Origin of the sequence: Citrobacter sp. HN-141, assembly GCF_033341895.1 — a bacterium.
Lineage (GTDB): Bacteria > Pseudomonadota > Gammaproteobacteria > Enterobacterales > Enterobacteriaceae > Citrobacter.
Map to the genome: position 1 here is coordinate 1 of NZ_JAWPBF010000023.1, position 15,613 is coordinate 15,613.

Annotated in this window: 13 protein-coding genes; 11 read left to right on the top strand and 2 right to left on the bottom strand. The window is 49.6% G+C overall.

The annotated features are described in order from the left end of the window. The 11 genes from RYZ59_RS24840 to RYZ59_RS21645 form a co-directional block, all read left to right on the top strand. Nucleotides 1–60 (top strand): IS1 family transposase (locus RYZ59_RS24840; protein ID WP_071528444.1); only part of this gene is annotated, 60 nt, incomplete at its 5' end. Nucleotides 61–164: 104 nt separating this feature from the next. Beyond that, entirely contained in the window at nucleotides 165–2,003 is a 1,839-nt protein-coding gene (locus RYZ59_RS21600; protein WP_202037670.1) for an ATP phosphoribosyltransferase regulatory subunit, read from the top strand. Nucleotides 2,004–2,677: 674 nt separating this feature from the next. After that, nucleotides 2,678–3,616 (top strand): transcriptional regulator TdcA, encoded by a 939-nt coding sequence (gene tdcA / locus RYZ59_RS21605; protein WP_003828596.1) that lies wholly within the window; start codon nucleotides 2,678–2,680, stop codon nucleotides 3,614–3,616. Between the two features lie 98 nt (nucleotides 3,617–3,714). After that, nucleotides 3,715–4,704: a bifunctional threonine ammonia-lyase/L-serine ammonia-lyase TdcB gene (gene tdcB, locus RYZ59_RS21610; protein WP_137382486.1), complete on the top strand. Its 990-nt coding sequence runs from the start codon at nucleotides 3,715–3,717 to the stop codon at nucleotides 4,702–4,704. A 22-nt stretch (nucleotides 4,705–4,726) separates the two neighbouring features. Continuing rightward, nucleotides 4,727–6,058 carry a threonine/serine transporter TdcC gene (tdcC, locus tag RYZ59_RS21615; protein WP_137382487.1) on the top strand — a complete coding sequence of 444 codons (1,332 nt, stop codon included), beginning with the start codon at nucleotides 4,727–4,729 and terminating at the stop codon, nucleotides 6,056–6,058. 31 nt (nucleotides 6,059–6,089) lie between these two features. Further along, a complete protein-coding gene (gene tdcD / locus RYZ59_RS21620) occupies nucleotides 6,090–7,298 on the top strand; it encodes a propionate kinase (RefSeq protein WP_318050633.1) in 1,209 nt (402 codons plus the stop codon). Between the two features lie 28 nt (nucleotides 7,299–7,326). Further along, nucleotides 7,327–9,621 (top strand): formate C-acetyltransferase, encoded by a 2,295-nt coding sequence (pflB, locus tag RYZ59_RS21625; protein WP_271442074.1) that lies wholly within the window; start codon nucleotides 7,327–7,329, stop codon nucleotides 9,619–9,621. A gap of 13 nt (nucleotides 9,622–9,634) precedes the next feature. Continuing rightward, on the top strand, nucleotides 9,635–10,030 hold the full coding sequence (locus tag RYZ59_RS21630; RefSeq protein WP_318050637.1) for an enamine/imine deaminase: 396 nt from the start codon (nucleotides 9,635–9,637) through the stop codon (nucleotides 10,028–10,030). An 88-nt stretch (nucleotides 10,031–10,118) separates the two neighbouring features. After that, nucleotides 10,119–11,483: an L-serine ammonia-lyase gene (gene tdcG, locus RYZ59_RS21635; RefSeq protein WP_318050639.1), complete on the top strand. Its 1,365-nt coding sequence runs from the start codon at nucleotides 10,119–10,121 to the stop codon at nucleotides 11,481–11,483. 382 nt (nucleotides 11,484–11,865) lie between these two features. After that, nucleotides 11,866–13,197, top strand: a complete 1,332-nt coding sequence (locus RYZ59_RS21640; RefSeq protein ID WP_318050641.1) for a hypothetical protein — start codon at nucleotides 11,866–11,868, stop codon at nucleotides 13,195–13,197. Between the two features lie 24 nt (nucleotides 13,198–13,221). Further along, nucleotides 13,222–14,532, top strand: a complete 1,311-nt coding sequence (locus tag RYZ59_RS21645; protein WP_318050643.1) for a serine dehydratase subunit alpha family protein — start codon at nucleotides 13,222–13,224, stop codon at nucleotides 14,530–14,532. A 121-nt stretch (nucleotides 14,533–14,653) separates the two neighbouring features. Here RYZ59_RS21645 and RYZ59_RS21650 read toward each other — a convergent pair whose 3' ends face one another. Together RYZ59_RS21650 and RYZ59_RS21655 are read right to left on the bottom strand one after the other, a co-directional pair. Continuing rightward, nucleotides 14,654–14,803 carry a hypothetical protein gene (locus RYZ59_RS21650; RefSeq protein ID WP_137382493.1) on the bottom strand — a complete coding sequence of 50 codons (150 nt, stop codon included), beginning with the start codon at nucleotides 14,801–14,803 and terminating at the stop codon, nucleotides 14,654–14,656. A 27-nt stretch (nucleotides 14,804–14,830) separates the two neighbouring features. Further along, nucleotides 14,831–15,532 carry a pirin family protein gene (locus RYZ59_RS21655; RefSeq protein ID WP_101742427.1) on the bottom strand — a complete coding sequence of 234 codons (702 nt, stop codon included), beginning with the start codon at nucleotides 15,530–15,532 and terminating at the stop codon, nucleotides 14,831–14,833. Between the last annotated feature and the right edge of the window lie 81 nt (nucleotides 15,533–15,613).

Genomic DNA, 15,613 nt, shown 5'->3' on the forward strand with positions numbered 1-15,613 from the left:
TCGGTGGAGCTGCATGACAAAGTCATCGGGCATTATCTGAACATAAAACACTACCAATAAGTTGGAGTCATTACCTAGAAATCGTAATATATTAACAGACGTGGCTTATGCACTAATAAAAAACACTATTTAGTCAACTTAAATATTATTTACACATTATTCCTATGCCACGAAAAAACCGATTATTTATCGATGGAATTCCTCACCTCGTGCAATTGTGCGGGCATAATGATGAAACTATTTTTAAAGGTGAAGAAGATTACCAGTATTTTTATCAATGCGTCGATACCGCAATGAGTATCTATGCAGTAAAATTACATGCGTATTCACTTTCATCAAAGAAAATATTTTTATTTCTGTCCGCTCCTGATAAAGAATGCCTCGGGCGTTTTATGCAATATATCGCCAAAGGTTACACCCACTACTTCAACCACCGTCACCAACGCCACGGTACGCTTTGGGATAGTCGATACAATTGCTGCCCCGTCGAACCCAACGCCTATTTCTTACTGACAAAAAAATACGTTGAATGCCATTGCGTGGATGAAACACCTCATCATAGCTTTGCTGATTCCCCCGAAGTGCGGATCACTCCCCATGAAGAGTACTTGCGTCTCGGAGAAAATGCGGCGCAGCGTTCAGGTGCCTACCAGCGATTTTGCCTGGGGATGATTGTTCCAGCCGTCATTACGCGTATTGAGTCATCACTGGTGCAAAACTGCCTACTGGCAACGACGCCTTACTCTCAGTCGCTGGAAGAAAAATATCAGCGAAATCTGCGGCCACGAAAAAGTGGTCGTCCACGTAAGCATTACCAGAACCCCGCCGCAGACTGGGAGTGGCTGGAAAAAAAAGCGGAGTATTTATTGCAGCAGTATTGCTACAAGGAGATCCGCATGCCACTTCTTGAAAGGCTGGAAGAAAACGCGACGAGGTCTTTTTCCGGTGAAAGTGATGAGCTAATGCTTAATCATCAGGCGTTATTTCGTGGTGATGGAACGATGGGCTGTCTACGGCTTCTATCGCAATATCAGAATTTACAAATCGGCACACGATTATGGTATCTGGGGGCAATGTTCCGCCGTCAGAACCAGCAGAACATCAGCCAATTTCACCAATTAGGCGTGGAAGCGTTTGGCTATCCAGATATTGGCATTGAGATTGAACTCATTTCCTTACAGTACGATTTTTTCAAATCACTACAGCTGTTGCCGTTTGTCGAACTCAAAATCAATGCATTAGGCAATGTCGAGGAGTTCACTCAATTTCGCCGTCACTTGCAGCAATACTATCAGCCGCTGGCATCACTGCTTAATGCCAGGCAGTTAGCTTGCCTGGAGCAACATCCAGAGCGTTTACTGAGTGATAAAGATAATTTGATGCTGCGGCTGGCAGAAAAAGCGCCGCAACTTGAAGCATGCCTGTCATTACAATCCCGTCAGCGTTTTACGCATCTTTGCGACTCACTGACTTCACTGAATATTCCTTTTACCCACGATAAAAATCTCTTCCCCGTAAATGACTATAACGACCAGCTTTTCGAATGGTATGCGGATTCGTTGCATCACAATAAATTACTGTGTCGGGGCGGGCGTTACGACAATAGCGCCAGCCGGCTGATTGGGCATCCTGTCTCTGCATGTGGCTTCGCTTTTATGCTGGAACCGATTATGCAGTTGCTCACCGCGACGAAAAAAAGCAGCGATTACGCTAAGCATGTCGATGTTGTCATCATACCCAGCCAGGAACGGGCACGGGATCAGGCAATACTGCTTGGCCGCCGGCTCAGGCGTAATTTCCCGCATTTGAGCATTGTCAATGATTGCTCCACGCTACGCTTATCGACCCGGCAGAAGAACGCGCAACGCCAGGGGGCACGTTTTATTTTGCTTATCGACGGTAGCGACAATGAGGTCACTTTTTGTGATGAAGAAAACCATTGCTGGGTGCAAATCCCCCTTCATGAAGTGACAGCGCATTTAAGTATGGCGTTAATGATGTAACCCGGCGGCTCGCAATGAGAAGTGGCTTTCCCTTTATTGAAGGGGATAACTTTCTTTTTCTGGCAAAAGGTACTGGTGGATATTTCCCGTTTTGTGACAAGCAACACAAAACGCTGTGCGATACGTTTTTCTCGAGAATAAATGAACGCAATCGATCGCCATCACAAAATTACTCGCTGATAAATCGTACAAAATCAGTGTTAATGTAATGTTGCATATGATAATTTTATGTGTTGTTTAATTTAAATATTAATAAATGCAATGTTTCTTTACAAACAAATAAGGCGAAAAAATGTGATGCATGGCGTTATTTATTCATGGTTACAATTAAAATATAATTAAATTTGATAAGTTGCTTATTAAATTTAAGCATCATTTTGCCGGATAATTGCTCTGTAATTGATTGAAATATAGCCTTTCACGATTTTTAGAAATAGCGAAAAAAACAGGTGTGTTATTGCCATAAAATTCCGTTATCCCCCCATCTTTTTTTGATTAAAGTCAGGTTAAAGTGAGATCATGTTTTTGTAATTCATTGATTACAATGTGTTTTATTGTTTCATAATAATCTTACAAAATGTAAGTGAAGGGGATTTGTGAGTGGTCGCACATATCCTCGATTGCTTAATTTGGTACACTTCCTGCCGTCAACAAAGTAATTAACGCAGGTCGATATGAATACTATTACTCTCCCTAAAACACAGCATTTAGTGGTCTTTCAGGAAGTCATTAGAAGTGGTTCTATCGGCTCGGCTGCAAAAGAATTAGGTTTAACTCAACCCGCTGTCAGCAAAATCATTAACGATGTTGAGGCTTATTTTGGCATTGAGTTAGTCGTACGTAAAAATACCGGTGTGACGCTGACCCAGGCAGGTCAGGTGATGCTTTCATGGTCTGAATCCATTACCCGCGAAATGAAAAACATGGTTGATGAGATGAACAGCATGACCAGCAACGCGGTCGTTGATGTGTCGTTTGGCTTTCCTTCACTGATTGCCTTTACCATCATGTCCGGCATGATTAAAAAATTCAAAGAAGTGTTCCCGAAAGCGCAGGTTTCTATGTATGAAGCTCAGCTCTCCTCCTTCTTACCGGCGATTCGTGACGGGCGTCTGGACTTCGCCATCGGTACGCTAAGTGATGAGATGAAACTGCACGATCTGCACGTCGAGCCGCTCTTTGAGTCAGACTTCATCCTGGTTGCCAGCAAGTCCCGAACATGCACCGGCATCACCTCGCTGAGCGCGTTGAAAAACGAACAGTGGGTGTTGCCACAAACGAATATGGGGTACTACAGCGAACTTCTCACCACGTTACAAAATAATGGCATCAGCAGTGAAAACATCGTTAAAACAGACTCTGTCGTTACGATTTATAATCTTGTTCTCAATGCTGATTTCTTAACAGTAATTCCCTGCGATATGACCACACCGTTTGGCTCAAACCAGTTTATTACTATCCCGGTAGAAGAAACCTTACCCGTCGCGCGTTATGCCGCCGTATGGTCGAAAAATTATCGAATTAAAAAAGCAGCATCTATTTTGGTGGAATTAGCCAAAGAATATTCATCATATAATTGTCGGAGACGAAGGCAATTAATTGAAATTGATTAAAGATTGAATTTGTTTTAACACAAAATAAACGCCATCTGTCTATATCTGACAATGGTCACGGCTATCTATTTACTTTAATACCCTAGTAAGAGGTTCTAATGCACATTACATACGATCTCCCAGTTGCAATTGAAGATATCCTCGAAGCGAAAAAAAGACTGGCGGGGAAAATTTATAAAACGGGAATGCCTCGCTCTAACTATTTTAGTGAACGTTGCAAAGGGGAAATTTTCCTCAAATTCGAAAACATGCAGCGTACGGGCTCATTTAAAATCCGTGGTGCTTTTAATAAGCTCAGTTCATTAACCGAAGCCGAAAGACGCAAAGGTGTGGTGGCGTGTTCTGCGGGTAACCATGCACAGGGCGTTTCTCTCTCCTGCGCTATGCTCGGTATCGACGGCAAAGTGGTGATGCCAAAAGGCGCGCCGAAATCTAAAGTGGCGGCAACCTGCGATTACTCCGCAGAAGTTGTGCTGCACGGCGACAACTTCAACGACACCATCGCGAAGGTCAGCGAGATTGTGGAAACTGAAGGCCGTATCTTTATTCCGCCATATGATGACCCGAAAGTTATTGCTGGTCAGGGCACTATTGGTCTGGAAATTCTGGAAGATCTGTACGATGTCGATAACGTGATTGTGCCAATTGGCGGTGGCGGACTGATTGCGGGTATTGCCGTAGCAATTAAATCTATCAACCCAACAATTAGAATTATTGGTGTGCAGTCTGAAAACGTTCACGGCATGGCGGCATCTTTCCACGCTGGAGAAATAACCACGCACCGAACGACCGGCACCCTGGCGGATGGTTGTGACGTCTCTCGCCCGGGTACTTTAACGTATGAAATCGTTCGTGAGTTGGTAGATGACATTGTCCTGGTCAGCGAAGATGAAATTCGCAACAGCATGGTGGCATTAATTCAGCGAAATAAAGTTGTGACTGAAGGTGCCGGCGCGCTGGCATGCGCAGCATTATTAAGCGGGAAATTAGATAGCTATATCCAGAACAGAAAAACAGTCAGCATTATTTCTGGCGGTAATATCGATCTTTCTCGTGTATCCCAAATTACTGGTTTAGTTGACGCTTAATATACTTCGTTGAGGATAGGATATGAGTACTACTGATAGCATTGTATCCAGCCAGACAAAACAATCGTCCTGGCGCAAATCAGACACCACCTGGACACTGGGTTTATTTGGTACAGCCATCGGCGCCGGGGTGTTGTTCTTCCCTATCCGCGCAGGTTTTGGCGGCTTGATCCCCATTCTGTTGATGCTGGTGTTAGCATACCCCATCGCTTTCTACTGCCACCGTGCGCTGGCACGCCTGTGTCTTTCCGGTTCTAATCCTTCCGGCAACATCACAGAAACGGTTGAAGAGCACTTTGGTAAAACGGGCGGCGTGGTTATCACGTTCCTCTACTTCTTTGCGATTTGTCCGCTGCTGTGGATTTACGGCGTCACCATTACCAACACCTTTATGACCTTCTGGGAAAACCAGTTACAGATGCCTGCGCTGAACCGTGGCTTTGTCGCCCTGTTCCTGCTGCTGTTGATGGCATTCGTCATCTGGTTTGGTAAGGACCTGATGGTTAAAGTGATGAGCTACCTGGTATGGCCGTTTATTGCCAGCCTGGTGCTTATCTCTCTGTCATTGATTCCTTACTGGAACTCTGCGGTTATCCAGCAGGTTGATCTCAGCAATATCGCGCTGACGGGTCATGACGGTATTCTGGTCACTGTGTGGCTGGGTATTTCCATCATGGTGTTCTCTTTCAACTTCTCGCCGATTGTTTCTTCCTTCGTGGTCTCTAAACGTGAAGAGTATGAGAAAGATTTTGGTCGTGAATTTACCGAGCAGAAATGTTCTAAAATCATCTCCCGCGCCAGTATGCTGATGGTTGCGGTGGTAATGTTCTTCGCCTTTAGCTGCCTGTTCACACTCTCTCCGGCCAACATGGCTGAAGCGAAAGCGCAGAACATTCCAGTACTGTCTTACCTGGCGAACCACTTCGCGTCACTGTCCGGTACGAAGTCCACCTTCGCCACCGTTCTGGAATACGGTGCTTCAATCATCGCATTGGTTGCTATCTTCAAATCTTTCTTCGGTCACTATCTGGGCACGCTGGAAGGTCTGAACGGTCTGGTGCTGAAGTTTGGTTACAAAGGCGATAAAACCAAAGTTTCCGCCGGCAAACTCAACACTATCAGCATGATCTTCATCATGGGTTCCACCTGGGTTGTAGCTTACGCCAACCCGAACATCCTGGACCTGATTGAAGCGATGGGTGCGCCAATTATCGCCTCACTGCTCTGCCTGCTGCCGATGTATGCCATCCGTAAAGCGCCGTCACTGGCGAAATACCGTGGCCGTCTGGATAACGTGTTTGTTACCGTGATTGGTTTGCTGACCATCCTGAACATCGTTTACAAACTGTTTTAATCCATAAGCTCAGGATGAGCGGAGTAGTGAAATGAATGAGTTTCCGGTAGTACTGGTTATTAACTGCGGTTCATCTTCCATTAAATTCTCAGTGCTGGATGCAGCAAACTGTGAAGTTTTAATGGCGGGAATTGCAGACGGTATTAACTCTGAAAATGCGTTCATAGCCATTAATGGAGGTGAGCCAGCTAAGCTGGCTCACCACAGCTACGAAGATGCATTAAAGGCTATTGCCGTTGAACTGGAGAACCGTAATTTAATGGACAGCGTGGCCTTAATTGGCCACCGTATTGCCCACGGCGGAAATATCTTTACCGAATCAGCAATTATTACTGACGAAGTTATCGAGAATATTCGCCGGGTCTCTCCTTTAGCACCGTTACATAATTATGCGAACCTGAGTGGGATCGAGTCCGCTCAGCACCTTTTCCCAGGCGTGCAGCAGGTCGCGGTATTTGATACCAGCTTCCACCAGACAATGGCGCCTGAAGCGTATATGTACGGTTTACCGTGGAAATATTTTGAGGAGCTGGGTGTTCGTCGTTATGGCTTCCACGGCACGTCGCACCGTTATGTTTCTCAACGTGCGCATGAGCTGCTTGAGCTACCGCATGACGATTCTGGCCTGGTTGTGGCTCACCTCGGGAACGGCGCGTCTATCTGTGCGGTTCGTAATGGACAGAGCGTGGATACCTCGATGGGGATGACGCCGCTGGAAGGCCTGATGATGGGGACTCGCAGCGGTGATGTGGACTTCGGTGCGATGGCGTGGATCGCCAGTGAAACCAACCAGACGCTAAGCGACCTTGAACGCGTAGTGAATAAGGAATCTGGCCTGTTGGGTATTTCCGGTTTGTCGTCCGACTTACGTACGCTGGAAAAAGCCTGGCACGAAGGACACGAACGCGCACAACTGGCGATTAAAACGTTTGTGCATCGTATTGCACGCCATATCGCCGGACATGCTGCATCGTTGCATCGTCTTGATGGAATTATTTTCACCGGTGGAATTGGTGAGAATTCAGTATTAATTCGCCGTCTGGTGATTGAGCATCTTGCCGTTTTAGGTGTGAATATCGACAGCGAGATGAATAGTTTGCCAAATTCTCACGGCGAAAGAATTATCTCTAATAAAGATGCTCGTGTTATTTGTGCGGTAATTCCCACAAATGAAGAGAAAATGATTGCGCGTGATGCCATTGCGTTAGGCAAAATTAATACACCAGTAGAATTTGCATAATTAATTTTCAGCAGAGAGATTATTTTTCATGAAGGTAAATATCGATACCAGCGATATGCTGTATGCCGAAGCCTGGAATGGCTTTAAAGGTACGGACTGGAAAGAAGAAATTAATGTCCGTGATTTTATTCAGCACAACTACACGCCTTATGAAGGGGATGAATCTTTCCTCGCCGAAGCAACACCAGCAACCACTGCGCTGTGGGAAAAGGTGATGGCGGGTATTCGTATTGAAAACTCAACGCATGCGCCGGTTGATTTCGATACCAATATTGCAACGACAATTACCGCACACGATGCGGGTTATATTGAACAAGAACTGGAAAAGATTGTTGGTCTGCAAACGGATAAGCCGCTCAAGCGCGCTCTGCATCCGTTTGGCGGCATCAATATGATCAAAAGCTCTTTTGATGCTTATGGTCGTGAGATGGACGCTGATTTTGAATATCAGTTTACAGAACTGCGTAAAACCCATAACCAGGGTGTGTTCGATGCCTACTCTCCGGATATGCTGCGCTGTCGTAAATCCGGCGTACTGACGGGCCTGCCGGATGGTTATGGTCGTGGCCGTATCATCGGCGACTACCGCCGCGTGGCGCTGTACGGTATTCGCTACCTGGTGCGTGAACGTGAACTGCAATTTGCCGATCTCCAGTCGAATCTGGAGTGGGGCCAGAATCTTGAAGCCACAATTCGCCTGCGTGAAGAACTGTCTGAACACCGTCGCGCCCTGCTGCAAATGCAGGAAATGGCGGCGAAGTATGGTTGCGATATCTCCCGCCCGGCGCGTAATGCGCAGGAAGCGGTACAGTGGGTGTACTTTGCTTACCTGGCTGCGGTGAAATCCCAGAACGGCGGCGCGATGTCGCTGGGCCGTACCGCATCGTTCCTCGATATCTACATTGAGCGTGACTTTAAAGCAGGTACCTTAACCGAGCAGCAGGCGCAGGAACTGATCGACCACTTCATCATGAAGATCCGTATGGTGCGCTTCCTGCGTACGCCGGAATTCGACACCCTGTTCTCCGGTGACCCTATTTGGGCGACCGAAGTTATCGGTGGGATGGGGCTGGATGGCCGTACGCTGGTGACGAAAAACTCGTTCCGTTACCTGCATACGCTGCACACCATGGGCCCGGCGCCTGAGCCGAACCTGACGGTGCTGTGGTCTGAGCAGCTACCAATTGCCTTCAAAAAATACGCCGCCCAGGTGTCTATCATCACCTCGTCTTTGCAGTATGAAAACGACGATCTGATGCGTGCCGACTTTGACAGCGATGACTATGCCATTGCCTGCTGCGTCAGCCCGATGGTTATCGGCAAGCAAATGCAGTTCTTCGGGGCGCGTGCCAACCTCGCCAAAACGTTGCTGTACGCAATCAACGGCGGTGTGGATGAGAAACTGAAAATCCAGGTCGGACCGAAAACCGCACCGTTGATGGATGATGTGCTGGATTACGACACGGTGATGGAGAGCCTGGACCACTTTATGGACTGGCTGGCCGTGCAGTACATCAGCGCGCTGAACATCATCCACTACATGCACGACAAGTACAGCTACGAAGCTTCGCTGATGGCGCTGCACGATCGTGATGTCTATCGCACGATGGCGTGTGGTATGGCGGGCCTCTCCGTAGCGGCGGATTCTCTGTCGGCTATCAAATACGCTCGCGTGAAACCGATTCGCGATGAAAATGGTCTGGCAGTTGATTTCGAAATCGAAGGCGACTATCCGCAATACGGCAACAACGACGAGCGCGTAGACAGCATTGCCTGCGACCTGGTTGAACGCTTTATGAAGAAAATTAAAGTGTTGCCAACCTACCGTAACGCGGTGCCGACGCAGTCCATTCTGACCATCACCTCCAACGTGGTGTACGGACAGAAAACCGGTAACACGCCGGACGGACGTCGCGCAGGTACGCCGTTTGCGCCAGGGGCGAACCCGATGCACGGCCGCGATCGCAAAGGTGCGGTAGCGTCGTTAACCTCGGTCGCCAAACTGCCGTTCACCTATGCCAAAGACGGTATCTCGTACACCTTCTCCATTGTGCCTGCAGCGCTGGGCAAAGAGGATGGAGTGCGTAAAACCAACCTGGTCGGTCTGCTGGACGGTTACTTCCACCATGAAGCGCATGTGGAAGGCGGTCAGCACCTGAACGTTAACGTTATGAACCGTGAAATGTTGATGGATGCGATTGAGCACCCGGAAAACTATCCGAACCTGACGATTCGCGTATCTGGCTATGCGGTGCGCTTTAACGCGCTGACCCGCGAACAGCAGCAGGATGTTATTTCACGTACTTTCACCCAGGCGCTCTGACGCCGGAGGGATTATGAGAAAAGTTATTGCAACCGAATGTGCGCCAGGGGCGATTGGGCCTTACGTACAGGGTGTGGATCTGGGCAGCATGGTGTTGACGTCAGGTCAAATCCCGGTGTGCCCACAGACCGGTGAAGTGGCTGAAAACGTAGCCGATCAGGCGCGTCAAAGTCTGGAAAACGTGAAAGCGATCGTCGAGTCCGCAGGTTTGAAAGTAAGCGATATCGTAAAGACGACCGTTTTCGTTTCTGACCTGAACGACTTCGCCACCATTAACCAGGTGTACCAGCAGTTCTTTGATGAGCACAAGGCAATCTACCCCACGCGCAGTTGCGTGCAGGTCGCCCGCTTACCGAAGGATGTGAAGCTGGAGATTGAAGCCATCGCCGTACGTGGCGACACGGTGTAATCCCCTGCGGGGCGATCTCAGGATCGCCCCGATCCTTTAATGAGTGTGAAACCTGGTCTTCACTGAACGGCAATCCGAGGGTGTGGATATGATTAGCGCATTCGATATTTTTAAGATTGGCATTGGACCTTCCAGCTCCCATACCGTGGGGCCAATGAACGCAGGTAAAAGCTTTATCGATCTGTTGGTCAGCAGCGGGGAACTCCCCAAAGCTACGCATATTGTGGTCGATCTTTATGGATCGCTTTCCCTGACCGGAAAAGGTCATGCGACAGATGTCGCCATCATGATGGGACTGGCCGGTAACAGTCCGCAAAACGTGAATATAGATTCTATCGCTGGTTTTACTCAGGAAGTGGCCCGTACCGGACGTTTACCGGTTGCAGAGGGCACGCATGTTGTCGATTTTTCCCCAGACGAAAATATTCTCTTTCATAGCGAAACGCTGCCGCGCCATGAAAATGGCATGCGTATCACCGCGTGGAACGGCACCGGGACACTATTAAGCAAAACCTATTACTCCGTCGGCGGTGGTTTTATCGTTGAAGAGGAGCAATTTGGTCAGGCGCATGATGTTGAAGCACACGTGCCCTACAATTTTCATTCCGCCAGCGAACTGCTGAAACTGTGTGAGCGTAACGGGCTGTCCGTTTCCGGTCTGATGATGCAAAACGAACTGGCGATGCGCAGCAAAGAAGAGATTGATGCTGGCTTCGCCGCGATCTGGGATGTCATGCACGCTGGTATTGAACGCGGCATGAACACCGAAGGCGTTCTGCCTGGTCCACTCAACGTTCCGCGTCGCGCCGTGGCACTGCGGCGGCTGCTGGTCTCCAGTGATAACTTGTCCAGCGATCCGATGAACGTCATTGACTGGATCAACATGTTCGCGCTGGCCGTGAGCGAAGAAAACGCCGCCGGGTGTCGGGTTGTGACCGCACCGACCAATGGCGCATGCGGGATTATTCCTGCCGTGCTGGCTTATTACGACAAGTTCCGCCGTCCGGTGAATGCCAACTCCATCGCCCGTTATTTGCTGGCTGCCGGGGCGATAGGCGCGCTGTATAAGATGAACGCCTCGATTTCTGGTGCCGAAGTCGGCTGCCAGGGAGAGATTGGCGTAGCCTGTTCCATGGCGGCAGCCGGGCTGACAGAATTGCTGGGTGGTAGCCCTGCGCAGGTCTGTATTGCAGCGGAAATCGCGATGGAGCATAACCTGGGGCTGACCTGCGATCCGGTCGCCGGACAGGTGCAGATACCGTGTATTGAGCGTAATGCGATCAACGCAGTAAAAGCCGTCAACGCCGCACGAATGGCGTTACGCCGGACGTCCGAGCCACGCGTGTCACTCGATAAAGTGATCGAGACCATGTACGAGACGGGCAAAGACATGAACGACAAATACCGTGAAACCTCACGTGGAGGCCTGGCAATTAAAGTTGTTTGTACCTGAGGTTAAAAGCCGAGCCTAATGGCGCCCAGCTTTCAGGCCTACGGTTTGTGCGCGTTTGTAGGCCGGATAAGGCGCAAGCGCCGCCATCCGGCAATGAATGAATTAATCAACATAGCAGAATAAAAAAGGTGCACTTTAGTGCACCTTTTTTGTTGTGATCGGCTTCAAAATTAGAAATTACATTCTTTATTTGAGTTTAAAAGAGAAAATATTTCTTAACTTTTAGAAATTACAGGGGTTTGTTTGTGAAGTTTTTCTCTGACCCTGCGCGTATGATTTCTTCATTACTCCAATAGCTCGCCTGCACCTAAGTACTGCGTATCGCCTTGAAGCAGTGCGATAAAATAAAAAAAACCTCTACCTACACATTAAGCGGGAAATTATGGAAACGGCAACGAATAGTAGCGTAATACTCGACGCATCAGCGCCTGCGCGTCGGGCGGGAATGACCGAAAGTGAATGGCAGGAAGCCATTAAGTTCGACAGCACGGACACCGGCTGGGTCATTATGAGTATCGGGATGGCAATTGGTGCGGGGATTGTTTTTCTTCCCGTTCAGGTAGGGTTGATGGGGCTGTGGGTGTTCTTGCTCTCCTCCATTATCGGCTATCCTGCGATGTATTTATTCCAGCGCCTGTTTATCAACACGCTGGCGGAATCCCCGGAATGCAAAGACTACCCGAGCGTAATCAGCGGCTATTTGGGTAAAAACTGGGGCATCCTGTTAGGCGCATTATATTTTGTGATGCTGGTTATCTGGATGTTCGTTTACTCCACGGCTATCACTAACGATAGCGCCTCTTATCTGCACACGTTTGGCGTCACTGAAGGGTTGCTGTCTGACAGCCCGTTCTATGGCCTGGTGCTGATTTGCATCCTCGTTGCCATCTCGTCACGCGGAGAAAAACTGCTGTTTAAGATCTCCACGGGCATGGTGTTGACCAAGCTGCTGGTGGTTGCCGCGCTTGGTGTTTCGATGGTGGGGATGTGGCATTTGTATAACGCGGGCTCACTGCCGCCGATGGCGCTGCTGATCAAAAACGCAATTATCACGCTGCCGTTTACCCTGACTTCAATTCTGTTTATTCAGACGCTAAGCCCGATGGTTATTTCGTACCGATCTCGTGAGAAATCGATTGAAGTGGCACGCCATAAAGCTCTGCGTGCCATGAACATCGCGTTCGGTATTCTGTTTGTCACCGTCTTTTTCTACGCCGTGTCCTTCACGCTGGCGATGGGCCACGACGAAGCGGTTAAAGCCTATGAGCAGAATATTTCCGCTCTGGCGATTGCCGCGCAGTTTATCAGTGGTGATGGTGCAGGGTGGGTGAAAATCGTCAGCGTTATCCTGAACATTTTCGCCGTGATGACCGCCTTCTTCGGCGTTTACCTGGGCTTTCGTGAAGCCACTCAGGGGATCGTGATGAATGTGCTGCGCCGCAAAATGCCAGCCGAGAAGATCAACGAAACGCTGGTTCAACGCGGCATCATGGTCTTCGCTATCTTACTGGCTTGGAGTGCAATTGTACTCAATGCGCCGGTACTGAGCTTCACCTCTATTTGTAGCCCAATCTTCGGTATGGTGGGTTGTCTGATCCCGGCCTGGCTGGTCTATAAAGTTCCTGCATTGCACAAATACAAAGGCGCCTCTCTGTACCTGATTATCGTCACCGGCCTGTTGTTGTGCGTTTCTCCGTTCCTGGCATTTTCCTGAGTTATCTGAGCAAGGGTTGTTGTTATGTTTGAGACTACATTGAATCCATTATGGGATAGTTTTATTCGCGCGGTGCAGGAAGAAGTGAAACCTGCGCTGGGTTGTACTGAACCTATCTCTCTGGCTCTGGCGGCGGCCGTCGCTTCTGCTGAGCTGGACGGCGCGGTGGAACGCATTGATGCGTGGGTCTCACCAAACCTGATGAAAAACGGCATGGGCGTTACCGTGCCGGGTACCGGGATGGTCGGTCTTCCCGTCGCGGCTGCGCTGGGGGCTTTGGGGGGAAATGCCGGGGCTGGGTTAGAAGTACTGAAAGATGCGTCGCCACAAGCGATTGCCGATGCCAAAGCGATGCTGAGCGCCGGGAAGGTGGCGGTGATGCTGCAGGAGCCTTGCGAGGACATCCTCTTTTCCCGCGCGAAGGTTTACAGCGCTGAAGGATGGGCGTGCGTGACGATTGTGGGCGGTCATACCAACATAGTTCACATTGAGACCAATAAGGGCGTGGTGTTCACCACAGAACAGAATGCTCAGGAAGAGGAACAGGAGTCGCCGCTGGCGGTGTTGTCTCACACCTCGCTGGAAGAAATTCTGGCGTTCGTGAACGCGGTACCGTTTGAGTCGATCCGCTTTATCCTTGATGCGGCAAAACTGAATGGCGCGTTGTCACAGGAAGGACTAAGCGGTAGCTGGGGCTTGCATATCGGCACCACGCTTGAGAAACAGTGTGCACGTGGTCTGCTGGCTAACGATCTCTCCACCTCTATTCTGATCCGTACAAGTGCGGCATCGGATGCGCGAATGGGCGGGGCGACTCTGCCGGCCATGAGCAACTCAGGCTCCGGAAATCAGGGCATTACCGCGACTGTTCCGGTGATGGTGGTGGCCGAGCACTTTGGCGCGGATGAGGAGAAACTGGCACGTGCGCTAATGTTGTCTCATCTGAGTGCTATCTACATCCATCATCAGCTTCCGCGTTTGTCTGCGCTGTGTGCGGCAACGACCGCAGCAATGGGCGCCGCGGCGGGGATGGCATGGATTGTGGATGGTCGTTACAACACTATCGCGATGGCGATCAGCAGTATGATTGGTGACGTGAGTGGGATGATTTGCGATGGCGCCTCGAACAGCTGCGCAATGAAAGTCTCTACCAGTGCGTCAGCAGCCTGGAAAGCGGTACTCATGGCGCTGGATGATACTGCTGTAACCGGCAACGAAGGGATTGTGGCACATAACGTGGAACAATCTATCGCTAACTTGTGTGCGCTGGCGTGTCGTTCAATGCAGGAAACCGACAAGCAGATCATTGAGATTATGGCCAGCAAGGCACATTAATCTGGCGACTGACTGCCTGATGGCGCGCAGCTTTCCGGCCTGCGGGGGCGCATCGTTACAAAACCGTAGGCCGGATAAGACGCATTAGCGTCGCCATCCGGCATAACGCTAAGCCGCCTTTTCAGGCGGCTTCTTCTTCTTCCAGACGCAGCTCGGCATCTGCAACGATTGCTTCCAGTTCCGTTAGCATCTCCTCGTAGCCAAAGACGACGCTTTCCTGTTTTTTGGCCTCAACTCGCGGCTGGCGTTTTTTTGATGACTTCTTGCTCAATAGTCGTACTCCCTTGATTCCAAATGACTATACGGGCAAATCTATCAGCAAAGCGCGCAACGGGGTATCGGCAACTAACGTTATGTTAGTTTCATCACGAATAAATGCGCCATCACCGCAGGTAAGCGCTTCTTTTTCGGCACCTGAAGTGACCGCGTGGAACGTGCCATGGATCGACTGCAAATATGCGCGAGGCCCATGCAATTGAAAACTCAGTGATTCACCTTTTTGCAGCTCAACATGATGTACCCAGACCTGCTGGCGAAGATGCAGACTGCCCTGTTCACCGTCAGGTGAAGCAAGCAGTTGATGCTTGCCGGCATTCAGCGTCGCTTTTTGCACGCAGGTGTTTTCTCGCTGCGGGCAGGCGTCCAGCCAGAGCTGCATTCTGGTCAGGGGCTTGTCTTTGCTGATATTGTGCTCGCTGTAGCTGATCCCAGGTTGCGTAGCGAGCAGTAACACCTCTCCGGCTTTGGCCTGAATATGGTTACCTTCGCTGTCGCGATACTCTGCTTCCCCTTCGAGGATCAGATTGACGATATCAACCTTTGGATAGGTACGTGGCTGGAAAGAGGCCCCCGGTGCCAGAACTTCCTGGTTCAGAACACGCAGCGAGGCATAACCCAGCAATTTAGGATCAAAATAGTGTCCAAAGGAGAAGGTATAACGGGCCTGCAGCCAGCCGTAGTCTGCTTGCCCGCATTGTTTGGCTGTACGGGTAGTAATCATAGTTCTTGACCTCTCTTTACTTCCTTTTATGTTAAATGGCTAGACGCTGCATTGTTAGCCAGATATTCTGCCCGGTATGTT